The following is a 22,563-nucleotide window of genomic DNA, read 5'->3' as shown; positions in this document are numbered from 1 at the left end:
CCCGAACGGGGCCTACAGGACGAAGGCCGCCTGGCCGGTGCTGCTGACCATCGGACGGCCCGCGCCCTCCCAGGCGTACATCCCGCCGTCCACGTTCACCGCGTCCCGGCCCTGCTGGACCAGGTACTGGACGACCTGCGCGGAGCGGCCGCCGACCCGGCAGAGCACGTACAGCTTCGCGTCGGGCAGCTCGCCGATCCGGGCGATCACCTCGCCGATCGGGATGTGCAGCGCGCCGTCCACGTGGCCGGCGTCCCACTCGTCCTGCTCACGCACGTCCAGCAGGGCGGCGTCGGCCGGGACGGAGGCGGCGTCGGTGGTGGGGATCTGCGCGAACATCGTGTGGCTCTCCTGGTGGGGGTACCGCCCGGCCGGAGGCTGGGGGAAGGTCGGGTCCGTGCCATTCTCGCCCACCGGCACCGCCGAGTGGGCACCGAACAGTCGTTCCAGCTCGGCCTGCTGCGCGGCGGCCTTGGCGAGCAGCTCCTCGGCGAGCTGCTCCAGCAGCCGGTCCGGATCCTGCGGGGCGAGGGCGAGCAGCTGGCCCATCGGGGTCTGCTCCAGCCGGACCTGCTCGGTGGCGGTCTCGGCGATCTTGGCGGTCAGCCAGTCCAGCCGTCGGCGCAGCCAGCCCAGCCGGTCGGGGGAGTCGAGGGCGGGGGCGGCCTCCGGCGCGGTGGACCACTCGGCGGCCAGGCCCTCCAGCGCGGCGGCGTCCCCGTACGCGTAGGCCTCGTTGACCCGGACCAGGAAGGCCGCCCGGCGCTGCTGCTCGGCCGGGTCGGTGCTCAGGTCGGGGTGGGCGCGGCGGACCAGGTCGCGGTAGACCCGCTGGGCCTGCTTGCCCGGCTTCACCCGGAGAGGCGCGGCGGGCGTCGGGGCCGCCTCGGCCTGCTCCTCGCCGGACTTCTCCCGCACCGAGTCGAACAGCGCGTCCAGGTCCGGCAGCTCCTCGACCCGCTGCCGTGCCTCGGCGGCCAGCCGGACGTCCTCGGGCCGTCCGGTGCGGGCCGCGACGGCCTCGGCGACGAGTGCGTCCAGCTCGTCCAGCCGGGCGTAGAGCGGGCCGAGCAGCTGGTGGTGGATCAGGGCGAAGTTGTCGATCTCGACCCGCAGCGTCTGCACGTCCACGTCCATGCTGAGCCAGGCGAGTTCGGCCGCGGCCACCCGCTCCTCCAGCTCCTGCTGCTCCGGGTCCGTCCAGCGAACGGGGCTCTGCGCGCTCACTTCTCGCCTCTGTCTCGTCCGGCCGGCAGGGTCCTGCGGAGCCGCCGCGGGGGCGGCCCGGCCTGCCACCCTACCGCCGCGCGGGCAAGCCCCGTCCGGGTGAAGCGGGGGTACGAACCGGCGCGCGGCACGCGACACGCAACCGATCCTGATGAATCTCCCCGTTTCGGTGTCGGGCCCGGCCCGGTCCGTGCTTCGCTGGTATCCGCACAGCGTGCCTTCCTCCGGAGAGACGGCCGCCTCCAGGCGTGGCGGCTAGGCGGGAGCAGACCGAATCCATGGTGGCCGAGTCCAACTCCACACCGCGTTCGGCGGGCGCCGAAACCGCGCCGGGCGACCACCCGGGCGGGGTGGCCGCCCTCGTCCGGCTCGCCCTCGTCCTGGTCGACCGGACGGGACGGATCGCCCAGTGGAGCCGGGCCGCCGAGGAGCTGTTCGGGCACCGCGCCGAGGCCACCACCGACCGCCCCGCCTCCGGCCTGCTGCCCGCCCTGGAGGACCGGATGCTCGGCCGCTGCGCGGTACGCCGCCGCTGCGACGCCCTCGACACCCTGGCCGAGCTGACCGCCGACGGCCGGCCCTGGGCCGGCCGGCTGACCGTGCACGACCGCGAGGAACACCAGCGCGACGTGCTCTGGTGGGCCTACCCGCTGTCCGGCCCGTCCGGCGGGCTGCTCGCGCTGGCCGCCGACGCCCGCCCGCTGCGCACCACCGGGCCGCGGCTCGCGCTCGGCGAGCGGCTGCTGCCGTTCTCCGCCGGCCCCGCCGCCCGGGGCGGCTTCCACGGGCTGACCGCGACGCTCACCCCCGCCGTCGGCGGGCTGCCCGAGCCGCTGTCCCGGCTCCTGCCCGCCGCCCAGCGGGCGCCGCTGCTGGAGGCGGTGGCCCACGGCGGGCTGCCCGCCCTGCGGCTGGACGCGGCCACCGTGCTGCCGGTGCTGCCCTCCGATCCGCAGACCGGCGCCGCGCACGCCGCCGCCGGCCTGGGCCGCCGCTACCCGACGCCCCAGCAGCGCGCCGCCCGGGTCGGCCCTCCGCCGCAGCCCGAGCAGTCCGCGCCCGGCCGCCGGCCGGCCGGCCCGCTGCCCGTCCAGCGCGAGGCCGTCCAGCGCGAACAACGCGAACAACGCGAACAACGCGAACAACGCGAACCGGCCCAGCTCCCCGCCGCGGTCGGCGGCGGCCCCGCGAGCGTCCCGTCCGTCCCTCCCCCCGCCTCCGGCCGGGAGGTCCCCCCACCCATCGGAGGAGGAGCCACCATCGAGCAGCAGGCCGCCGTCGAGTCGTCCGCCGAGGGCCTCCCGTCCCGCCGTGCCGACCAGGCCCCGTCCGGCACCGTCCCCGCCCCCGCCTGCCCCGAGGGCCCACCGAGCGGACGGCTGGGCCCGTTCCTCACCAACGGGCAGGCCGGCGAGCAGCTGGCCCTGCTGAACGAGGTCGGCGGCAAGGTCGGCACCACCCTGGACCTCGGCTTCACCGCGCGCGAGCTGTGCCAGGTGCTGGTCCCCCGGGTCGCCGACTTCGCGTGCGTGGACCTGGTGGACGGGCTGATCTCGGACTCCGAGCTGCCGGTCGCCAGGCCGGACGACGACACCATGCTGCGCCGGGTCGCCCTGGTCTTCAACGAGACCGGCGGCGCCTGGGACCACGTGCTCCCCGAAGGCTCGCTGGTCAGCATGCCCCGCCGGACCCCGCCCGGAATGGCCCTGCAGCTGAACCAGCCGGTGCTGGTCCCGGTGGTCAGCGACGACGTCGCGGTCGACTACGCGATCGCGCTCGGCGGCGCCCGGCTGGCCCCGGTGGTCTCCGGCCGCTCGATGCTGGTGGTGCCGCTGTCCGCCCGGGGCACCGTGCTGGGCATCCTCAAGCTGCTCCGGCTCCCCGACCGCGCCTCCTTCGACGAGAGCGACGCCGCCACCCTCAAGGAGCTGGCGGTACGGGCCGCGCTGTCGCTGGACAACGCCCGGCTGCACCGCGCCGAGGCGCGGGTCGCCACCACCCTGCAGCGCTCGATGATCCCGACCCGCCCGCCGCAGATCCCCGGCGTGCAGATCGCCCACCGCTACCTGCCGGGCGATCCCAAGGCCGAGGTCGGCGGCGACTGGTTCGACGCGATCCAGCTGCCCGGCAGCCGGGTCGCCCTGGTGGTCGGCGACGTGATGGGTCACGGCATCCACTCCGCCGCCGCGATGGGCCGCTTCCGCACCGCGATGCAGACCCTCGCCGCCCTGGACCTGCCGCCCGGCCAGCTGCTGCGCCACCTGGACAACCTGGCCCACAAACTGGGCGACGACCACCTGGCGACCTGCCTGTACGCGGTCTACGACCCGATCAACCGCACCTGCGAGCTGGCCAGCGCCGGGCACGTCCCGCCCGTCCTGGTGCACCCGGACGGCACCGGCGAGCTGCTGGAGATCCCGGCCGGCGCGCCGATCGGCGTCGGCGGGGTGCCGTTCGTCGCCAAGACCATCGACGTCTCGGACGGCTCGATGCTGGTGCTGTGCACCGACGGCCTGGTCGAGGTGCGGGGCGGGGACATAGGAGCCGGCCTGGCCGCGCTGTGCGGCAACCTGATCGACCCGCAGCAGAGCCCGGAGCAGGCCTGCGACGAGGTGCTGCGCCGACTGCACACGGACGACCGCAAGGACGACGTCGCCCTGCTGGTGGCCCGCTTCGACGGGGTCGCCCCGTCCGAGGTGGCCACCTGGGACCTCACCGTGGACCACCGCGAGGTCCGCCGGGCCCGTTCGCTGGTCCGCGAGCGGCTGGCCGCCTGGCACCTGGAGGCGCTCAGCGACACCACCGAGCTGCTGGTCAGCGAGCTGGTCACGAACGCCGTCCGGGTCGCGCGGGACACCGTCCAGCTGCAGCTGATCCGGGTGGACAAGCTGCTGGTCGAGGTCAGCGACGACAACCACAACCTGCCCTCGCTGGAACCCGCCGAGCAGCTCGGCGAGACCGGCCGCGGCCTCACCCTGGTCACCAAGCTCGCCGAACGCTGGGGCACCGCCCGCAAGGCGGTGGGGAAGGTCGTCTGGTTCGAACTCCCCCTCCCGCACGCGTGACGGCCGCGTACGGACACACTGCGAACCAGTGGGTCGACGTACGCGGCCGTCACGACCGATGAAGCGATCGTCAGGGGATGACGGCGCCCGCCGAACGGCGCCGCCCGGCCTCCACCGCGACCTCCCGGGAGGCGACCGCGGCCACCGAGGTGGCGGCGCCGACCCCGGCCAGCACCCGCGGCCAGAAGTCCCCGAAGACCTCGACCGAGACGGCGATCAGCAGCGCGGTGACCACCGCGACCACGTGCTCCAGACCGGCCAGGTTCGGCAGCACGATCGCCTCGCCGACCATCAGGGTCACCACCAGGGCGGCCGTGAGCCAGGCCCGGCAGCGGAACGCGATGCAGATCGCCAGTGCCACCACCGCGGCCGACGGCCCGGTGTCCCGCACGTAGGCGACCCACTTCGGGAAGCCGAACAGGTGGCCCGGCCCGATGGCCACCCCGATCCGGGCGAACAGCGTGCCCGTCAGGGTGCAGGTGTAGGCGACCACCAGCGTCATCCGCCGGCCGAGCACGATCTCAGCGATCGCGAAGACCACGAACACCTGGGCCAGCGCCCCCCAGACCGGCAGGTCCAGGGCCGGCACGTACAACGACAGCGGGGTCCGCAGCAGCGAGACCTCCAGCGGCAGCGCGGCCCGCACCACTCCGATGTGGTTGACGAACCGCTCGCCGCCCGGCAGGTGCTGGACGACACTGAACAGCAGGATCAGAAACGTCGCCGCCGTGGCCAGCGGGAACGCGGCGAACCTCTTTCGCACCACCGCGTCCCGGACCGTGACGTACAACGCTCCCCACTCGGCGACAGCGGCCGTTCTGGCTAGCGCCACCGGCCCCTTTCGCACGCCCCCCGCGTGGGTCCTGTGAATCACAACGTTTCTCCTGAATCCCCGAACTTCTCAGTCACTCCAACATTAGAAGCCAGTTAACAAATCCACATCGGCATGGATGGGGATTGAGGTCATCCTCAGGGGGGAGAACAATCCCCCCACCGGATCCCCCATCGGACCGATCGGGCCCTCCACCCCACCCCCCGTCCGACCGGGCAGGCCCCCGCCGCCCCCGACGCGGGGCTACCCCTTCCCGTCCCGCGCCGACACCGGCACCCGGGGGGCCACCACGGCGGCCGCGGAGTGCCGGCGACGGAACAGCGCGGGCAGGCTCGGCGCGACGATGAACCCCTCGGCCCGCGCGCTCGCCAGGCCGATCCGCGGGATCTCGCTGCTCTTCTCGAACAGCAGGTAGCGCGGCTCCCAGATCGGCCGGTACTTGGCGTTCGCGCGGTACAGCGACTCGATCTGCCACCAGCGCGAGAAGAACCCCAGGACGGCACGCCACAGCCGCAGCACCGGGCCGGCCCCCAGCCGCGAACCGCGCTCGAACACCGACCGGAACATCGCGAAGTTCAGCGAGACCCGCTTCAGCCCCAGCTCGTCGGCGCGCTGCAGCAGCTCGATCACCATGAACTCCATCAGGCCGTTCTCGGTGTCCCGGGCCCGGCGCATCAGGTCCAGCGAGAGCCCGTCCGGGCCCCACGGGACGAAGCTCAGCAGCGCCGCGAGCTCGCCGTCCCCGTCATGGCACTCCAGCATCACGCAGCGGCCGTCGCCCGGGTCCCCGAGCCGGCCCAGCGCCATCGAGAAGCCCCGCTCGGTCGCACCGTCGCGCCACTCGTCGGCCTTGGCCACCAGCTGCGCCATCTCCGCCTCGGAGATGTCCTCGTGGCGGCGGATCCGCACCGTGTACCCGGCCCGCTTGACCCGGTTGTAGGCCTGCCGGACCACCCGCATCGCGCGGCCGTCCAGCGAGAACTCGTCCAGCTCGACGATCGCCTCGTCGCCCAGCTCCAGCGCGTCCAGCCCGTGCCGGGCGTAGATCACACCGGCCTCCTCGGAGGCGCCCATCACGGCCGGCGCCCAGGCGTGCTCGCGGGCCTCGGCCAGCCAGGCGTCGATCGCGCCCGGCCAGGCCTCCGGGTCCCCGATCGGGTCGCCCGAGGCGAGCGAGACCCCGCCGACCACCCGGTAGGTCACCGCCGCCTTGCCGCTGGGGGAGAAGATCACCGCCTTGTCCCGGCGCAGCGCGAAGTAGCCCAGCGAGTCCCGCTCGCCCTGCTTGTCCAGCAGGCCGCGCAGCTTCGCCTCGTCCTCGGGGTTGAGCAGCTCCTTGCCGCGCGGGCTGCGGAAGGCCACGTACAGCACCAGCAGGAACAGCACCGCGCCCATCGCGTTGATCGCGGCGTTCACCCAGGTCGGCGCGGCGATCACCGAGCGCAGGTGCTCGGACGGGGTGATGGTGATCATCCGGCCGACCGAGTAGCGGAAGAGGTCCCACCAGCCGGCGCCGTTCAGCTCGTTGGTCAGCCAGACCAGCAGCGCGCCGACCGTGCCGCCGAACACCAGCCCGCCGACGAAGGTGGCCGCCGCGGTCTTCGGGTTGGAGCGGTCGCCCTTGGACGTGAACTCCTTGCGCCCGATCAGCAGCGCCAGCACGAACAGGCAGGTCAGGATGGTCGAGATGTAGTTGAGCGGGTGCTTGTTGAACCGCTCCCCGGGCAGCACCATGACCGTCAGGTACAACAGCGCGAACACGCCGCTGAGCGCCGCGTTGAAGATCCACGCGGCCCGCTTGCGGCGCCGCATCGCGACGGCGAGGAAGACCGACAGCACCGCGGCGGCCAGGCCCGAGGTCATCAGGTACGGGGTGAAGTACTCACCCTCGTTGTGCTCGGAGACCTGGTTCCCCCACGGCACCAGCAGCACCGTGGCCACGTTCAGCAGTGCCAGCAGCCGCAGGTACCAGACGGAGGCCACGGCGGCCCTCGGACGCCAGCGGTCGAGCAGCCCGGCGGGCCGGGGCCCGGTCGACGTGGCGGACGGCTCCGGCTTCACAGTGGACGACACAGCTCAATTCCAAACGATCAGATGGTGGGGCGCATCCGCACACGGCCCGGCGCCGGGCGCCCGCACGGGCCCGGCGGACTGACCGGCCACCCCTCGCCCACCGGCTGCCCGCACAGGGAGCGGCGGGCCGGAAAAGGCAGCCAACTCCATGGTTCCCCACCATTCCTGAGAATTACGTGAACCGGGTAGCGGATTCCCACCCCCGCCGAACGGCGGGGGTCGACACCCCCCATGCGTTCGGCGCCCCGCCGTCGCTACCCCTACCCTCAAAAGCGATCCCCGCGGACCGCCCGAACCCGGCCGCCCGAACCGAGGAGGCACCATCACCACGACCCGCGTGCTGATCGTCGACGACGAGATCCTGGTCCGCTCCGGCCTGGGCCTGATCGTCGGCTCCGCCCCAGACCTGGAGGTGGTCGGCGACTGCTCCGGCGGGCAGGCCGAGGAACACGTCCAGCGCCTGCGCCCGCACGTGGTGCTGCTCGACATCCGGATGCCGGACCTCGACGGCATCTCCGTGCTGCGCCGCCTGCGTGCCCTGCCCGACCCGCCCGCGGTGGCGATGCTCACCACCTTCGACACCGACGAGTACATCGGCACCGCGCTGCGGGCCGGCGCGGCCGGCTTCCTGCTCAAGGACACCGCCCCCGAGCAGCTGGTGCACGCCGTCCGGGTGCTCGCGGCCGGCGGCAACATCCTCTCCCCGACCGTCACCCGCACCGTGATCGGCGGCTACGTCGACGGCGGCGGCCCGGACGCCGAGGCCTCCGCGCTGGCCCGCACCCTCACCGGCCGGGAGCTCGACGTGCTCGCCCTGCTCGGCGAGGGCCTGTCCAACGCCGAGATCGCCGACCGGCTCTTCCTCGGCACCGGGACGGTCAAGGACCACATCAGCGCGATCCTCGGCAAGCTCGGCGCCGCCAACCGGGTGCAGGCCGCCGTGGTCGCCCACCGGGCCGGCCTGGTGCGACCCAAGCCCGGCGACGGGGCATGACGGCCGTCGACCAGCTGCCGTCCCGCCGGCTGCCGGCCTGGTGCACAGCGCCCTGGCTGATGCTGCTGCTGCCCGTCCTGTACTCCCTGCTGGACGCCGCGCTGGTGGCCCGGGACGCCACCTGGTGGCAGCTGGCGCTCTCCACGCTGGCCGCCGTCGCGCTGTTCTGGCGCCGCCGCTTCCCGGTGGCGGTGTTCCTGCTCACCATGCCCGGTACCTGGGTGGAGGCGATCTGGCTGGCCCCGATCACCGCCGTCTACACGGTGGCCACCGGGCGTCCCAGCACCAAGGTGCTGTTCCCCTGCGCGGCCCTGTTCACCCTGGTCTCCTTCTTCCACTGGCCGCTGCCGACCCCGGTCATCGACCTCAGCCGGAACACCGCCCTGGACGCCATCCAGGCCGTGATGCTGGCCGCCGGCCCGGCCGCCACCGGTCTGCTCTCCCGAACCCGGCGAGAGCTGGCCGCCCGTCTGGAGGAGCTGACCCGCGGCCAGGAACGGGAGAGCCGGCTGCTCGCCGAGCGGGTGCTGATGAGCGAGCGCGGCCGACTGGCCCGGGAGATGCACGACGTGGTCTCGCACCAGGTCAGCCTGATCAGCATCCAGGCCGGCGCGCTCCAGGTGAGCACCGCCGACCCGGCCGCCGTGACCGTCGCCCGCACCATCCGCGAACTGTCCGTACGGACCCTGGACGAGCTGCGCCAGATGGTCGGGGTGCTGCGCGGCACCGGCTCCCCGTTCCCGGCCGCCCCGCTCGCCCCGCAGCCCCGGCTGGCCGACCTGCCCCGGCTGATCGAGGAGAGCGGCCTGACCGCCGACGCCGAGCTCAACCCCGGTGACCGCCCGTGGCCGGAGGCGGTCGAGCGGGCCGCCTACCGGACCGTCCAGGAGGCGCTCACCAACATCACCAAGTACGCCCCGGAGGCGGTGGTGCACGTGAAGGTCCGGGCGAAGGGCCGCCGGTTGCGGGTGGAGGTCCGCAACGAGGCGCCGCCGGTCCGCCCGGCCGAGACCCTGCCGGGCGGCGGCCACGGACTGGTGGGCCTGCGCGAGCGCGCCCAGCTGCTGGGCGGCACGCTCACGGCCGGCCCCACCCAGGACGGCGGCTTCGAGGTCCGTGCCGAGCTCCCCGCCGCCCACTCCTGAGCCGACCGCCCCGCTCACGGACCGCACCCGGTCGGGGTCCGTGAGCACGGACCCCGGGGAACGGCCCGGGAGAACGAGAAAGCCCCGCAGATCCGAAGATCTGCGGGGCTTCGCTGTGCGCGAGGGGGGAGTTGAACCCCCACGCCCTTTCGGGCACTGGAACCTGAATCCAGCGCGTCTGCCTATTCCGCCACCCGCGCATGGGTGTTGTCTTCTCTGCCGACCTTCCCTCAGAACCGCTCGGTACCATGTGGTCTTCGCGCTTCCTCGGTCCGGCTTCCCTTCCGGGCGGCCCTTCCGACGTGGAAAACAGTAGCACGACCTGGGGGGCAGCTCCGAATCCGTATCCGGAGGAGACCGACCAGGCCCGGACGGGCGAACGACGAACGGGCGAGCGAAGGAGGGAGGCGGCTCCGACCGGCACACCTGGCGTGCGGCACCCGGCATGCGTCACCCTGTGTGTCCGAGCCCACCCCCGGGCACCACGCGGTCCGGGAACCGTACGGAAGGGCCCGGCGTGGATACGATCAGTACGGAAGTACCGCAAGTAGGCACGACCGACTCCTCGGAGGACCGCTCCTCGGAGAGGGCTGGTCGGCAGGCAGGCGAACGAACCCTGGAAGGGGGTGCCCCATGGGGATGCTGAAGAAGTTCGAGCAGCGACTGGAGGGTCTCGTCAACGGCACCTTCGCCAAGGTGTTCAAGTCCGAGGTCCAGCCCGTGGAGATCGCCGGCGCCCTGCAGCGCGAGTGCGACAACAACGCGAGCATCTGGAACCGCGACCGCACCGTCGTGCCGAACGACTTCATCGTCGAGCTCAGCCCGCACGACTTCGAGCGGCTCAGCCCCTACTCCGGCCAGCTCGGCACCGAACTGGCCGGGATGGTCCGCGAGTACGCCGAGGCCCAGCGGTACAGCTTCATGGGCCCGCTCCAGGTGAACCTGGAGAAGGCCGACGACCTGGACACCGGCCTGTACCGGGTGCGCAGCCGCACCCTGGCGGCCGAGGAGCCCCAGCAGTACTCCCCGCCGCCGCAGCAGCCCGGCTACGACCGCCAGCCGGCCGCCCCCGCCCCCGGCGCGCCGTGGCAGCAGGGCGGTGCCGGGCAGTACAGCGCGCCCCCGCCGCCGGCCGCACCCCCCGCGATGCCCTCGGCCCCGCCCGCCGGCGGCAACGTCCGCGCCTTCCCCGGCTCCGGCCACGGCGCCTCGGTGCGCCGCTGGATCGAGGTGAACGGCGCCCGCCACCAGATCTCCGGCGCGGCCTGCGTACTCGGCCGCTCGACCGAGGCGGACGTGCGGATCGACGACCCCGGGGTCTCCCGCAAGCACGCCGAGATCCGCCCCGGTACCCCCTCGATGGTGCTCGACCTGGGGTCCACCAACGGCATCGTGGTGGACGGGCAGCACACCCAGCGCGCTACGCTCCGCGACGGCTCCCGAATCGTCGTGGGCTCCACCACCATCGTCTACCGGCAGGTCGAAGGGTAGTGTCCGAGTTGTTCGCGCGCCTCGCTCACCGACTGGCGGGACGGCCATGTCAGAACTGACCCTGACGGTCATGCGGCTGGGTTTCCTCGCCGTACTGTGGCTGTTCGTCATCGTCGCGATCCAGGTGATCCGCAGCGACCTGTTCGGCACCAAGGTGAACCCCCGCCCCTCCCGCCGCGGCGCCAACGCCGCACCGGGCGGTACCGCGACCACCGCGGCCTCCGGACGTCCGACGCCCGCCGCCGGCGGGTCCACCGGGTCCGCCGCGGGCCAGACCCAGGGTGGCGGCCGCCGTCGCGGCGCCCCGACCCAGCTCGTCGTGGTGCAGGGCTCGCTGGCCGGAACCACCGTGGCGCTGCAGGGCCAGACCATCACGCTGGGCCGCGCGCACGACTCCACCATCGTGCTGGACGACGACTACGCGTCCTCCCGGCATGCCAGGATCTATCCGGATCAGACTGGGCAGTGGACGGTCGAGGATCTAGGCTCCACCAACGGCACCTATCTGGACCGGCAGCGCCTGACCGCGCCCACCCCGCTCCAGCCGGGCATGCCGATCCGTATCGGCAGGACCGTCATCGAACTGCGGAAGTAGTAGCGCATGAGGGCAAGCATCCCGTCCAAGACCCAGAGGGGGGCACAGGTCGCATGACCCTGGTGCTGCGCTTCGCCGCCGGCTCCCACAAGGGACTGATCCGGGAGGGGAACGAGGACTCCGGCTACGCCGGGCCGCGGCTGCTGGCCGTGGCCGACGGCATGGGCGGCGCCGCGGCCGGCGAGGTCGCGTCCTCCGAGGTGCTCGGCTCGATCGTCCGGCTGGACGAGGACGTGCCGGGCGCCGACCTGCTGACCCTTCTGGGCGACGCCGTCCAGGGCGCCAACGACCGGCTCCGGCAGATGGTCGAGGAGGACCCGCAGCTGGAGGGCATGGGCTGCACCCTGACCGCCATGCTGTGGACCGGCCAGCGGATGGGCCTGGTGCACGTCGGCGACTCCCGCGCCTACCTGCTGCGCGACGGCTCGCTGGTGCAGATCACCCAGGACCACACCTGGGTGCAGCGCCTGGTCGACGAGGGCCGGATCACGCCCGAGGAGGCCGAGACCCACCCCCAGCGCTCGCTGCTGATGCGGGCCCTGGACGGCCGCGGCCAGGTCGAGCCCGACCTGTCGATCCGCGAGGTCCGGGCCGGCGACCGCTACCTGATCTGCTCCGACGGCCTCTCCGGCCCGGTCAGCCACCAGACCCTCCAGGACACCCTCGGCAGCTTCTACTCGCCCGAGCAGACCGTGCAGGAGCTGATCCAGCTCGCGCTGCGCGGCGGCGGTCCGGACAACATCACCTGCATCGTGGCGGACGTCATCGACGTCGGCGCCACGGACACCATGAGCGGCCAGTTCAACGACGTCCCGGTGGTGGTCGGCGCGGTCGCCGACACCCCGCCGTCCTCGGCCGCCGCCGACCGCTCGATCGCGGACACCCCGGCCGGCCGCGCCGCCGGCCTGGGTCGCGGACCGCAGGGCGCCTTCGGCCCGGCCGAAGGCTACGAGGACGGCTACGGCGCCGCGCAGGGCGGCTTCGGCCCCGCCGAAGGCTACGAGGGCGAGGCCGGCTACGGCTACCCCTCCGCCGAGCCCTCGGTGTACGGCACCGAGGACTTCGACGAGGAGCAACCCCCCAAGCGCAAGCGCCGGGGCCTGACCGTCTCGCTGGCCGTCCTGGTCACCCTCGGCCTGCTCGGCGGCGCCGGGTACTTCGGCTACCAGTGGACCCAGGACCAGTACTACATCGGCGAGGACGGCGACCACGTCGCCATCTACCAGGGCATCAACCAGAACCTGGCCGGTCTGAGCCTGTCCTCGGTGCACGAGTCGCACAGCGACGCCCCGCTGAAGTGGCTGCCGCAGGACCAGCGCGCCCAGGTGAACAAGACCATCTCGGTCGGCAACCTGAAGGACGCCGAGAAGACGATGACCGACCTCGTGAACTGGGCCCAGCTGTGCCAGAAGGTCGCCGGCGCCCCCACCGGAACGGCCCCGCAGGGCGCCCAGCCGGGAGCGGCCCAGCAGGGCGCCGCACCGACCCAGGCCAGCAAGGCCTCGTTCGTGGCCGCCACCCCCGTCCCGGGCGAGAAGGAGAAGACCCCGCGCGGCCCGGCCGCGGCGGCTCCGACCACCACGCCGACCCCGACCGCGCCGAGCACCTCCGCCCCGACGCAGAACGCCACCCCGCCGGCGACCGCCGCCCCGAGCGAGCAGGCCCAGCAGCCCCAGCTGAGCGACGATGACCGCAGCCGGGCCGAATCCTGCCCGAAGCAGTGACGTCCGTGACCCGACATAGGTCCGCCCGGAGCGGGCTTGCCGGCCGTCAGGGAGCGGTCACCACGTGAGCAGCTACCACCTGAGCGGCGAGACCGGCCGCGCCGGCCGTCGGCGCCGGGCGGTGGCCCAGCGGGCCGTGCCCCGGCGCCGGGGCAACACCACCATCTCGCTCCAGGGCGCGCCGAACCGGCGCAACACCGAGCTCGCGCTGCTGGTCTTCGCGGTCCTGCTGCCGATCCTGGCGTACGCCAACGTGGGGCTGGCGATGGACTCCCGGCTGCCGGCCGGCATGCTCGGCTACGGCCTCGGGATGGGCTCACTGGCGCTGGTCGCGCACCTGCTGGTGCGCCGCTTCGCGCCGTACGCGGACCCGCTGATGCTGCCGATCGCCACCCTGCTGAACGGGCTGGGCGTGGTGATGATCTGGCGGCTGGACAAGGCGGGCAGGCTGCTCAGCGGCAACTTCCCGGCGGCGAGGAACCAGCTGGTCTGGTCCGCGCTCGGGGTCGCCCTGTTCATCGGCGTGATGGTCCTGCTGAAGGACCACCGGGTGCTCCAGCGCTACACGTACATCTCGATGGTGGTGGCGCTGGTCCTGCTCGCCGCGCCGGCCTTCTTCCCGGCCCGGGCGGAGGACTTCGGCGCCAAGATCTGGATCCGGATGGGCGGCTTCTCCATCCAGCCCGGCGAGTTCGCCAAGATCATCCTGACCGTGTTCTTCGCCGGCTACCTGATGGTCAAGCGGGACGCCCTGGCACTGGCCAGCCGCCGCTTCATGGGCCTGTACCTGCCGCGCGGCCGCGACCTCGGCCCGATCATCGTGATCTGGCTGCTCAGCCTGCTGATCCTGGTCTTCGAGAACGACCTCGGCACGTCCTTCCTGTTCTTCGGCCTGTTCGTGGTGATGCTCTACGTCGCCACCGAGCGGACCAGCTGGATCCTGTTCGGCCTGCTGATGTCGATCGGCGGCGCGGTCGCCGTCGCCACGACCACCAGCCACGTGAAGGTCCGCATCGACGCCTGGCTCGACCCGATGGCCGCGTTCTCCGCGAACCCGCCCAAGGGCTCGACCGAGCAGATCGGCCAGTCGCTGATGGCGCTCGGCTCCGGCGGGGTGACCGGCTCGGGCCTGGGCCAGGGCCGCTCCTGGCTGATCAACTTCGCCGCGAAGAGCGACTTCATCCTGGGCTCCTTCGGCGAGGAGCTCGGGCTCACCGGCCTGATGGCGATCTTCCTGCTGTACGCCCTGCTGGTGCAGCGCGGCCTGCGCACCGCCCTCGCCGCCCGCGACCCGTTCGGCAAGCTGTTCGCCGTCGGTCTCGCCTCGGCGATGGCGCTGCAGGTCTTCGTCGTGGCCGGCGGGGTCACCGGGCTGATCCCGCTGACCGGTATGACCATGCCGTTCCTCGCCCAGGGCGGTTCGTCCGTGGTCGCCAACTGGGCGCTGGTCGCGATCCTGCTGAAGATCAGCGACAGCGCCCGCCGACCCGGGGTCGAACCGGCCCCGGCCACCGAGGGCCAGGGAGGACCCGTCCGATGAACAAACCGATCCGCCGGGTCTCGATCTTCTGCCTCGTGCTGATCCTGGCCCTGATGGCGCGCACCAACTGGGTGCAGGGAGTCCAGGCCGACTCCCTGGCGTCCGACAAGAACAACAAGCGCCAGCTGTACGACCGCTACGCCCACCCGCGCGGCAACATCATCGTCAGCGGCCAGCCGGTGACGAAGTCCGACTTCGTGAACGGCCTGCGCTACAAGTACAAGCGCTCCTGGGTCGACGGCCCGATGTACGCGCCGGTGACCGGCTACTCCTCGCAGGCCTACGGCTCCACCCAGCTGGAGAGCCTGGAGGACGGCATCCTCTCCGGCACCGACGACCGGCTGTTCTTCCGCAACACGCTGGACATGATGACCGGCGAGCAGAAGCGCGGCGGCGACGTCGTCACGACCATCAACGCCAAGGTCCAGAAGGCCGCCTTCGACGGCCTCGGCGACAAGAAGGGCGCGGTGGTCGCGCTCGACCCGAAGACCGGCGCGATCCTGGCCCTGGTCTCCACCCCCTCGTACGACCCGAGCACCTTCGCCGGCGGCGACAGCGGCGACACCAAGTCCTGGCAGGACCTCCTCGCGGACCCGAACAAGCCGATGCTGAACCGGGCGCTGCGGGAGACCTATCCGCCCGGCTCGACCTTCAAGCTGGTCACCGCGACCGCGGCGTTCGAGAACGGCCTGTACCAGAACATCAACGACGTCACGCAGACCCCGGACCCGTACGTCCTGCCCGGCACCCAGACCGTGCTGAAGAACGAGAGCCCCAACGAGCGCTGCGAGAACGCCACGCTCAAGTCCGGGATGGACCAGTCCTGCAACACGGTCTACGCCAAGATGGGCGCGGACCTCGGCAAGGACAAGATGCGGGCGCAGGCCGAGAAGTTCGGCTTCAACAGCACGGTGGACACCCCGATCCGCTCCGAGAAGAGCATCTTCCCGGACAGCCCCAGCCTGGACGGCACCGCCCAGGACTCGATAGGCCAGCACGACACCCGGGCCACCCCGCTGCAGATGGCCATGGTCTCCGCCGCGATCGCCAACAACGGCAGCCTGATGCAGCCGTACCTGGTCGACCAGGAGCGCTCGGCCTCGCTGACCACCATCTCCAAGCACACCGAGAAGCAGTTCTCCCAGGCGATGAGCCCGGCCACCGCGCAGAAGATGCAGGACCTGATGGTCTCGGTGGTCGAGAACGGCACCGGCACCAACGCCAAGATCCCCGGCCTGCAGGTCGGCGGCAAGACCGGCACCGCGCAGCACGGCGAGGACAACGCCGGGCTGCCGTTCGCCTGGTTCACCTCCTGGGCCAAGACCCCGGACGGCCAGTCGGTCGCCGTCGCGGTCGTGGTCGAGGACGGCTCCAACAACCGCGACGGCATCAGCGGCGGCCGCCTCGCGGCCCCGATCGCCAAGGCGGTGATGCAGGCCGCGCTCGGCAAGTAGGGGAGCGCGGCCGACGGTGAGGCGAATGTCACGATCGGCACCCCGGTCCGGATACCGGTCTGATATCGGCCGACGGCTGACTCCGGTCCGGTGGGGTGCGACCGGTAGCGTATCCGCCAGCAGCGGGTGTGCCCGTTGCCGCCCGCGAGGCGACGCACGGCCCGGCCGGAGAACCGGTCGCGGCGCGCGCGGCGTCACCCAGAGCGTGCGGGGACACCTACGTCACAACCTCACCGGCGGGTGAGGGAGAGGGTCGGAACTATGGAAGAGCCTCGCCGCCTAGGCGGCAGGTACGAGCTCGGCGGCGTCCTCGGGCGCGGCGGCATGGCCGAGGTGTACCTCGCCCATGACACCCGGCTCGGCCGTTCCGTCGCAGTGAAGACGCTCCGGGCCGACATGGCCCGGGATCCGTCGTTCCAGGCCCGCTTCCGTCGCGAGGCACAGTCGGCGGCGTCCCTGAACCACCCCGCGATCGTCGCCGTGTACGACACCGGCGAGGACTACATCGACGGCATCTCCATCCCGTACATCGTGATGGAGTACGTCGAGGGGTCGACGCTGCGCGAGCTGCTGCACTCCGGCCGCCGGCTGCTGCCCGAGCGGGCGCTGGAGATGACCATCGGCATCCTCCAGGCCCTGGAGTACTCGCACCGGGCCGGCATCGTGCACCGCGACATCAAGCCGGCCAACGTGATGCTGACCCGGCAGGGCAACGTCAAGGTGATGGACTTCGGCATCGCCCGTGCGATGGGTGACGCCGGGATGACCATGACCCAGACCTCGGCCGTCATCGGCACCGCCCAGTACCTCTCCCCCGAGCAGGCCAAGGGCGAGCAGGTCGACGCCCGCTCCGACCTGTACTCCACCGGCTGCCTGCTCTACGAGCTGCTGACCGTGCGCCCGCCGTTCGTCGGCGACTCCCCGGTCGCGGTGGCCTACCAGCACGTCCGGGAGGAGGCGCAGCCGCCGTCCGTCTTCGACCCCGAGGTGCGCCCCGAGATCGACGCGATCGTGCTGAAGGCGCTCGCCAAGGACCGCGACTACCGCTACCAGAGCGCCGACGAGATGCGCGACGACATCGAGCGCTTCCTCGACGGCCTCCCGGTCGCCGCCGCCCAGCAGGCCGCCGCCTACGGCATGGGCGGCGCCGGGTACGGCTACGACCAGAACGGCTACCCGCAGCAGCACGACCCGTACGGCCAGACCAACGTGCTGCCGCAGCAGCCCGGCGGCGGCCCGACCACCGTGCTGCCGCAGGCCTCCGCGCAGGCCGGCTACGGCCAGGGCGGCTACCAGGACGACGGCTACGGCCAGACCTACGCCGGTGCCCCGGGCGGCGGCCACGACGGCTACGACGACGGCTACGGCGAGGGCGGCCGCGGTCGGCGCGGCGAGGACCGGCCGAAGAAGAGCAACACCTCCTGGATCGTGCTGGCGGTGGCCGCCGTCCTGGTCCTGGTCGGCACCTTCTTCGTGGCCCAGGCGATGTTCAGCGACAAGGGCACCAAGGACACCGCGAAGGTGTCCGTGCCGAACCTGGTCGGCAAGAGCCTGGCCGACGCGAAGACCGCCGCGGGGGCCAAGCTCCAGGTGACCGAGGGCGACAAGATCGCCTGCCCGGACACCAACGTCAAGAAGGACCAGGTCTGCACCCAGAACCCGGCGGCGGGCGGCCAGGTCGCCGAGAACACCGCCATCACGGTGCAGATCTCCTCCGGCCCGGCCAAGGCCCAGGTGCCGAACGTGGTCGGCAAGACCAAGGACCAGGCCACCAAGGCGCTCGCCGACGCCGGCTTCACCAACGTCACCACCGAGTACAAGGACGACGACACCGCTCCGCAGGACAACGTCACCGCCCAGGACCCGGCGGCGAGCAACACCGCCGACCCGAGCGCCCCGATCAAGCTGACGGTCTCGCAGGGCAAGACCAAGGTGAACGTCCCGAACGTGGTCGGCGCGCAGAAGGACGACGCGCAGAACCAGCTGCAGAACCTCGGCTTCCAGGTCGACTCCTCCAAGACCACGCCGACCACCGACCCCACCAAGGTCAACACCGTGGCCTCCCAGTCGGTGGCGCCGAACACCAAGGCCCCGACCGGTACGAAGATCTCGCTGACCGTCTACAAGGCGCCGGACAAGGCCACCGTCCCGCCGCTGCAGAACGCCAAGCTGTCGGACGCCATCGCCGCGCTGCAGAAGGCCGGCCTGGGCTACACGGTGGTCGGCCCGCAGGACCCGAACGCGATCGTCCAGATGAGCAACCCGGGGGCCGGCACCCAGCTCGACCCGAACACCCAGGTCCAGCTGTTCACCAAGCCGGCGGACCCGCCCAAAGGGGGCGACCCCTTCGCCACACCCCCCAACCCCAAAGGGGGCAACAACTAAGCCCTGGTTCCCCTGGTTCTGAGGCTCGACCGTCCCGAGCAGCAACGCCCGAGGGCCCGTCGCGGTGATCGCGACGGGCCCTCGGGCGTTGCCGGGGAGGAAGCCTGAGGAGGCCTCGGACGACCCTGACGGGCCCTCAGGAGTGCCGCAGCTCGGGCGGCGGGGTGCGCTTGGCGTCCATGTCGTCCACCCGCACCAGGCTCCCCCAGACCGCCATCCGGTACCGCGAGGTGTACACCGGCGTGCAGGTGGTCAGGGTGATGTAGCGGCCGGGGCCGGTGTACCCGGAGCCGACCGGGACGGGCGCGATGATGCCGGTGTCGTACTTGGAGGTCTCCGGCAGGGTGCTGTCGACCTTGTAGACGTACCACTTGTCCTTGGTCTCGACCACGATCGCGGCGCCCTTGTGGACGGCGTCCAGGTCGTGGAACTTGGCGCCGTGGCCGTCCCGGTGGGCGGCCAGCGCGAAGTTGCCCTCCTCGTCCCAGGGCATCGCGGCCTTGTAGGGCTGCTCGTAGACACCCGCCACGCCCTCGTCCAGGACCCCGGTGGAGGTGCCCATCCGGATCAGCACCTGGAAGTCCTTGCCCATCGCCGGGACGTGCAGGAAGCCGACGTCGTCCCCGATCGCGGGCGGCGGCGCCGCCGGGCCCCCGCCGGGCGCCGGCGAGGTGGCGCCGGGCGCTGGCGTGGCGCCAGGCGCTGGGGTGGCGCCGGGCGCGGCCGAGGGGCCGGCGGTCGGGCCCGCGGCCCAGGAGTTGCGCAGCTTGTCGGAGGCGTCCGCCGCGGAGCGGTCCGCCTGCACGTTGGTCCACCACAGCGAGTAGGCGACGAACAGGGCGAGCACCAGGCCCAGGGTGATCAGCAGCTCGCCGAAGACGCCGAGCGCGGCCAGCGCCCGGCTGCGCCCGCGCCGCGCCCCGCCCGCGCCGTCGGGCGCGGCGTCGCCCCCGGGCGGGGGAAAGGCCTCCTGGGCCGGCCCTGCCGACTGTGCGGTCCCGTCGTCCTGCATCTGCGGTGCTCCCCCTCCGAACGGGCCTCCGGGCGGCTATCCGCCCGTGATCGCGGCCGGCTTGCCTTGGCTGCGCGGCCGTTCCTCGATCATCTTGCCAAACAGGATGAGCCGGAACTTGGAGGTGAACTCCGGCGTACAGGTGGTCAGCGTGATGTAGCGGCCGGGGCCGGTGTACCCGGAGCCGACCGGCACCGGCTTGATCACGCTCACGTTGCTGGGGGAGGTCTGCGGGATGCCGCCGGTGATCTCGTAGGTGTAGTAGGCGGTGGCGGTCTCCACCACGACCTTGTCACCCTTGCCCAGCTGGTTGATGTACCGGAAGGGCTCGCCGTGGGTGTTGCGGTGGGCGGCCAGCGCGAAGTTGCTCGCCTTGTCGCCGGGCATCCCGGTGTTGGTGTAGTGGCCGACCAGGCCCTTGTCGAGCACCGCCGACTTGTCGGTCCCCTCGGCGATCGGGAACTTCAGCCCCAGCTTGGGCAGGTAGATGATGGCGAAGCCCTTGCCGGGCGCGAACGCCTCCGGCTTGTTCGGGTCCGGCGCCGGCTGGCCCGGCTGGGCGGGCGGTTGGGCGTCGAACTGCTGCTCCAGCTGGTCGCGGGCGCTGCTGGCGGCCTCGTCGGCCTGCACGTTGGTCCACCAGAGCTGGTACGCGACGAACAGCAGCATCACCACGCCGAGCGTGATGCACAGCTCGCCGACGAACCGGGCGCCCACCACGGCCGCGGACTCCTTGGGGCGCGTCCGGCCGGCCGCCCGGCCCTTCGCCCGGCGCCGCCCGCCGCCCGCGCGGACCGAGGTCCGGCCCCGGGCGGCCCGTCGGCGCTCGGCCCGACCGCCGGTCGACGGGGCGGGCTCCGCGGCCGGCTCGCCGTCGTCGGCGGGCAGGCGCAGCTGGAGGGTCTGGTCAGGCAGCCACGGGTACTCGGGCCCGCCCGCGGCGGGCTCCTCGGCCTGCTCGTACACGCCCCAGGCGTCCTCGGGCACGCCCTGGACCGGGTGCTGCTGCGGGTACGGCCCGTCGGCCCGGCCGCCGTCGTACGGCGCGCCGGCGTACTGTTGCTGCGCGCCGCCGTAGGGGCCGGCCTCGGGCTGGTAACGCCCCTCCGGGCGCACCGCGGTCACGCCGCTCAGCCCCGGCCGATCACCGGGGCGAGCCCGGCCGACCGGTCCACGGCGTGCGGGTCGCCGCACTCCGCCAGCCAGTTGGCGAGCATCCGGTGCCCGCCCTCGGTCAGCACCGACTCGGGGTGGAACTGCACGCCCTCGACGGGCAGTTCACGGTGCCGCAGGCCCATGATCACGCCGCTCCCGGTGCGCGCGGTGACGATCAGCTCGGCCGGCACGGTGGCCGGGTCGACGGCCAGCGAGTGGTAGCGGGTCGCGGTCAGCGGCGAGGGCAGGCCCTCGAACACCCCGCCGTCCTCGTGCTCGACCAGCGAGGTCTTGCCGTGCAGCAGCTCCGGCGCCCGGCCGACCACCGCGCCGTACGCCACCGCGATCGACTGCAGGCCCAGGCAGACGCCGAACACCGGCAGCCCGATCCCGGCGCAGTGGTGCACCATCTCGATGCAGACCCCGGCCTCCTCGGGCGCCCCGGGCCCGGGGGAGAGCAGCACCCCGTCGAAGCCCTCCTCACCCGTCCGGCGGACGGCGTGCTCGACGGTCACCTCGTCGTTGCGCACCACCTCGCAGGTGGCGCCGAGCTGGTACAGGTACTGGACCAGGTTGAAGACGAAGCTGTCGTAGTTGTCCACGACCAGGATGCGGGGTGGGGTCGGCTGGGTGGTCATTCGCGCGTGGTCTCCGTGGGTGCGGTGCTGGGGGGAACTGCCGGGCCCTCCGGTCAGCCGGCCGCGGCTCCGTCGCCGCCGTCCACTGTGACGTCACCGAAGGGGAGCAGCGGTTCCGCCCACGGGAAGACGTAGGTGAAGAGAAGGTAGACGATCCCCAGAATCAGGAGCAGCGAAATGACGGCCTTGACCAGGGTGTTCCCCGGGAGGTGACGCCAGATGAAGCCGTACATGGTGCTCCCTCGACGTAGCGGACTGGGGTCAAGAGTAGACCCGAGATCCACAGCCGCGAGGCCGGTCCGCCACTCAGCCGCTACTGTCCGCCCGCCGACCGGAGTTCGGTGGTACCGGAGTAGCCGGGCAGGGTCAGGTCGCCGCTCTCCTGGACCTTCCAGCCCAGGCCGTACGCCTGGACGTACTGCAGGTAGTTGCGGATGGTCGGGTCGGCCTCGACGGCCGCCCGCAGGGCGTCCGTCCTGCCCACCGCCTTGACCACGTACGGCGGGGAGTAGACCCGGCCCTGGAGCAGCAGGGTGTTGCCCACGCAGCGCACCGCGCTGGTGGAGATCAGCCGCTGGTCCATCACCTGCACGCCCTCGGCGCCGCCCCGCCACAGCGCGTTGACCACGGCCTGGATGTCCTGCTGGTGGATGACCAGGTCGTTGACGCCGGGCTCGGGCACGCCGGGGATGCGCGCGGTGGCGTTCGGCGGGGCGTCGTTCAGGGTGACGCTCAGACCACCGCCCTGCAGCGGTTCCAGGGCCGCGCCGAGCCGCAGGCCGTCCAGCCGGGCCGCGTCGGCGGGGTCGTTGCCCTGCTGCTCGGTGAGCTGCTGCGCCCGGGACTGGAGGTCGGCCAGCTGGGCCTGCGCCTGCTGGTTCTGGGAGCTGCGCTGGCGGATCACGTCGCCGAGGCTCAGCAGCGAGTTGTCGGTCCGCAGGTCGGTGCCGCGGGCGGTCTGTGCGCTGATGTAGAAGAGCAGACCGGCGAGCGCGAACACGGCGCAGGTCAGGGCACGGCCGACAATTCGGATGCCGGATCGGCGGGTACCGGCCTTCCCAGGGGGAATCGACAAATTAGTCACCGTACCCTTATCTCCTTGAGACCCGCCGAGCCACTACGCTAACGGACGCCGGTGGCAGGTCGGGGAGCGGTCCCAGAGCGTTCTCCACGTCCCGTCGTCGGCGTCTCACCCGCTGCACCCCTGCGCGGTCTCACAGCGCATCGACAGGA

General features: G+C 72.5%; 17 protein-coding genes and 1 tRNA gene. 9 read left to right on the top strand and 9 right to left on the bottom strand.

Annotation, left to right across the window (positions count from 1 at the left end; genetic code table 11):
- Positions 1-12: 12 nt before the first annotated feature.
- The gene (locus ACFVWU_RS16745) at positions 13-1,227 is read right to left on the bottom strand and encodes a rhodanese-like domain-containing protein (RefSeq protein ID WP_387620876.1); all 1,215 of its coding nucleotides are present in this window, start codon (positions 1,225-1,227) and stop codon (positions 13-15) included.
- A gap of 278 nt (positions 1,228-1,505) precedes the next feature.
- On the opposite strand from ACFVWU_RS16745, the gene ACFVWU_RS16740 reads away from it, so the two are divergent.
- The gene (locus tag ACFVWU_RS16740; RefSeq protein WP_387620873.1) at positions 1,506-4,292 is read left to right on the top strand and encodes a SpoIIE family protein phosphatase; all 2,787 of its coding nucleotides are present in this window, start codon (positions 1,506-1,508) and stop codon (positions 4,290-4,292) included.
- A gap of 70 nt (positions 4,293-4,362) precedes the next feature.
- Here ACFVWU_RS16740 and ACFVWU_RS16735 read toward each other — a convergent pair whose 3' ends face one another.
- Both ACFVWU_RS16735 and ACFVWU_RS16730 read right to left on the bottom strand, forming a co-directional pair.
- Positions 4,363-5,124, bottom strand: coding sequence for a hypothetical protein (locus tag ACFVWU_RS16735; RefSeq protein WP_387620870.1), 762 nt, complete (start codon positions 5,122-5,124; stop codon positions 4,363-4,365).
- 243 nt (positions 5,125-5,367) lie between these two features.
- Entirely contained in the window at positions 5,368-7,137 is a 1,770-nt protein-coding gene (locus tag ACFVWU_RS16730; RefSeq protein ID WP_387620948.1) for a phosphatidylglycerol lysyltransferase domain-containing protein, read from the bottom strand.
- Positions 7,138-7,540: 403 nt separating this feature from the next.
- Here ACFVWU_RS16730 and ACFVWU_RS16725 point away from each other — a divergent pair, with 403 nt between their 5' ends.
- Positions 7,541-8,191: a response regulator gene (locus ACFVWU_RS16725; RefSeq protein ID WP_387620945.1), complete on the top strand. Its 651-nt coding sequence runs from the start codon at positions 7,541-7,543 to the stop codon at positions 8,189-8,191.
- Complete coding sequence (locus ACFVWU_RS16720) at positions 8,188-9,336, top strand: sensor histidine kinase (RefSeq protein ID WP_387620868.1); 1,149 nt, start codon at positions 8,188-8,190, stop codon at positions 9,334-9,336. The genes ACFVWU_RS16725 and ACFVWU_RS16720 overlap by 4 nt, the downstream gene beginning before the upstream one ends.
- A gap of 116 nt (positions 9,337-9,452) precedes the next feature.
- On the opposite strand, the gene ACFVWU_RS16715 is transcribed toward ACFVWU_RS16720, so the two are convergent.
- Positions 9,453-9,536 (bottom strand) — tRNA-Leu (locus tag ACFVWU_RS16715).
- Positions 9,537-9,969: 433 nt separating this feature from the next.
- Here ACFVWU_RS16715 and ACFVWU_RS16710 point away from each other — a divergent pair.
- The 6 genes from ACFVWU_RS16710 (at position 9,970) to pknB (ending at position 18,525) form a co-directional block, all read left to right on the top strand.
- Positions 9,970-10,827 carry an FhaA domain-containing protein gene (locus ACFVWU_RS16710; RefSeq protein WP_387620866.1) on the top strand — a complete coding sequence of 286 codons (858 nt, stop codon included), beginning with the start codon at positions 9,970-9,972 and terminating at the stop codon, positions 10,825-10,827.
- A gap of 46 nt (positions 10,828-10,873) precedes the next feature.
- Positions 10,874-11,422 (top strand): FHA domain-containing protein, encoded by a 549-nt coding sequence (locus ACFVWU_RS16705; RefSeq protein WP_387620863.1) that lies wholly within the window; start codon positions 10,874-10,876, stop codon positions 11,420-11,422.
- Between the two features lie 53 nt (positions 11,423-11,475).
- Positions 11,476-13,146 carry a PP2C family protein-serine/threonine phosphatase gene (locus ACFVWU_RS16700; protein ID WP_387620860.1) on the top strand — a complete coding sequence of 557 codons (1,671 nt, stop codon included), beginning with the start codon at positions 11,476-11,478 and terminating at the stop codon, positions 13,144-13,146.
- 121 nt (positions 13,147-13,267) lie between these two features.
- Positions 13,268-14,686 (top strand): FtsW/RodA/SpoVE family cell cycle protein, encoded by a 1,419-nt coding sequence (locus ACFVWU_RS16695; RefSeq protein WP_387620943.1) that lies wholly within the window; start codon positions 13,268-13,270, stop codon positions 14,684-14,686.
- On the top strand, positions 14,683-16,140 hold the full coding sequence (locus tag ACFVWU_RS16690) for a peptidoglycan D,D-transpeptidase FtsI family protein (RefSeq protein ID WP_387620857.1): 1,458 nt from the start codon (positions 14,683-14,685) through the stop codon (positions 16,138-16,140). The genes ACFVWU_RS16695 and ACFVWU_RS16690 overlap by 4 nt, the downstream gene beginning before the upstream one ends.
- Positions 16,141-16,401: 261 nt before the next feature.
- Positions 16,402-18,525 carry a Stk1 family PASTA domain-containing Ser/Thr kinase gene (gene pknB / locus ACFVWU_RS16685; protein WP_387620854.1) on the top strand — a complete coding sequence of 708 codons (2,124 nt, stop codon included), beginning with the start codon at positions 16,402-16,404 and terminating at the stop codon, positions 18,523-18,525.
- A gap of 136 nt (positions 18,526-18,661) precedes the next feature.
- Here pknB and ACFVWU_RS16680 read toward each other — a convergent pair whose 3' ends face one another.
- The 5 genes from ACFVWU_RS16680 to ACFVWU_RS16660 form a co-directional block, all read right to left on the bottom strand.
- Positions 18,662-19,537 (bottom strand): class E sortase, encoded by an 876-nt coding sequence (locus tag ACFVWU_RS16680; RefSeq protein WP_387620851.1) that lies wholly within the window; start codon positions 19,535-19,537, stop codon positions 18,662-18,664.
- A 36-nt stretch (positions 19,538-19,573) separates the two neighbouring features.
- Positions 19,574-20,662: a class E sortase gene (locus ACFVWU_RS16675; protein ID WP_387620849.1), complete on the bottom strand. Its 1,089-nt coding sequence runs from the start codon at positions 20,660-20,662 to the stop codon at positions 19,574-19,576.
- A 5-nt stretch (positions 20,663-20,667) separates the two neighbouring features.
- Positions 20,668-21,330, bottom strand: coding sequence for an aminodeoxychorismate/anthranilate synthase component II (locus tag ACFVWU_RS16670; RefSeq protein ID WP_387620847.1), 663 nt, complete (start codon positions 21,328-21,330; stop codon positions 20,668-20,670).
- A gap of 53 nt (positions 21,331-21,383) precedes the next feature.
- Positions 21,384-21,563 carry a hypothetical protein gene (locus ACFVWU_RS16665; RefSeq protein ID WP_355668934.1) on the bottom strand — a complete coding sequence of 60 codons (180 nt, stop codon included), beginning with the start codon at positions 21,561-21,563 and terminating at the stop codon, positions 21,384-21,386.
- Between the two features lie 80 nt (positions 21,564-21,643).
- Positions 21,644-22,405 carry a DUF881 domain-containing protein gene (locus ACFVWU_RS16660; protein WP_387620843.1) on the bottom strand — a complete coding sequence of 254 codons (762 nt, stop codon included), beginning with the start codon at positions 22,403-22,405 and terminating at the stop codon, positions 21,644-21,646.
- Between the last annotated feature and the right edge of the window lie 158 nt (positions 22,406-22,563).

Origin of the sequence: Kitasatospora sp. NPDC058190 (assembly GCF_042883685.1) — a bacterium.
Classification (GTDB): domain Bacteria; phylum Actinomycetota; class Actinomycetes; order Streptomycetales; family Streptomycetaceae; genus Kitasatospora.
This window is presented reverse-complemented; position numbering and strand designations above follow the sequence as displayed.

Coding starts and splice junctions, on each gene's coding strand:
- ACFVWU_RS16740 (WP_387620873.1), top strand. CDS start 1,506: ATGGTGGCCGAGTCCAACTCCACACCGCGTTCGGCGGGCGCCGAAACC.
- ACFVWU_RS16720 (WP_387620868.1), top strand. CDS start 8,188: ATGACGGCCGTCGACCAGCTGCCGTCCCGCCGGCTGCCGGCCTGGTGC.
- ACFVWU_RS16705 (WP_387620863.1), top strand. CDS start 10,874: ATGTCAGAACTGACCCTGACGGTCATGCGGCTGGGTTTCCTCGCCGTA.
- ACFVWU_RS16665 (WP_355668934.1), bottom strand. CDS start 21,563: ATGTACGGCTTCATCTGGCGTCACCTCCCGGGGAACACCCTGGTCAAG.
- ACFVWU_RS16710 (WP_387620866.1), top strand. CDS start 9,970: ATGGGGATGCTGAAGAAGTTCGAGCAGCGACTGGAGGGTCTCGTCAAC.
- ACFVWU_RS16670 (WP_387620847.1), bottom strand. CDS start 21,330: ATGACCACCCAGCCGACCCCACCCCGCATCCTGGTCGTGGACAACTAC.
- pknB (WP_387620854.1), top strand. CDS start 16,402: ATGGAAGAGCCTCGCCGCCTAGGCGGCAGGTACGAGCTCGGCGGCGTC.
- ACFVWU_RS16700 (WP_387620860.1), top strand. CDS start 11,476: ATGACCCTGGTGCTGCGCTTCGCCGCCGGCTCCCACAAGGGACTGATC.
- ACFVWU_RS16680 (WP_387620851.1), bottom strand. CDS start 19,537: ATGCAGGACGACGGGACCGCACAGTCGGCAGGGCCGGCCCAGGAGGCC.
- ACFVWU_RS16690 (WP_387620857.1), top strand. CDS start 14,683: ATGAACAAACCGATCCGCCGGGTCTCGATCTTCTGCCTCGTGCTGATC.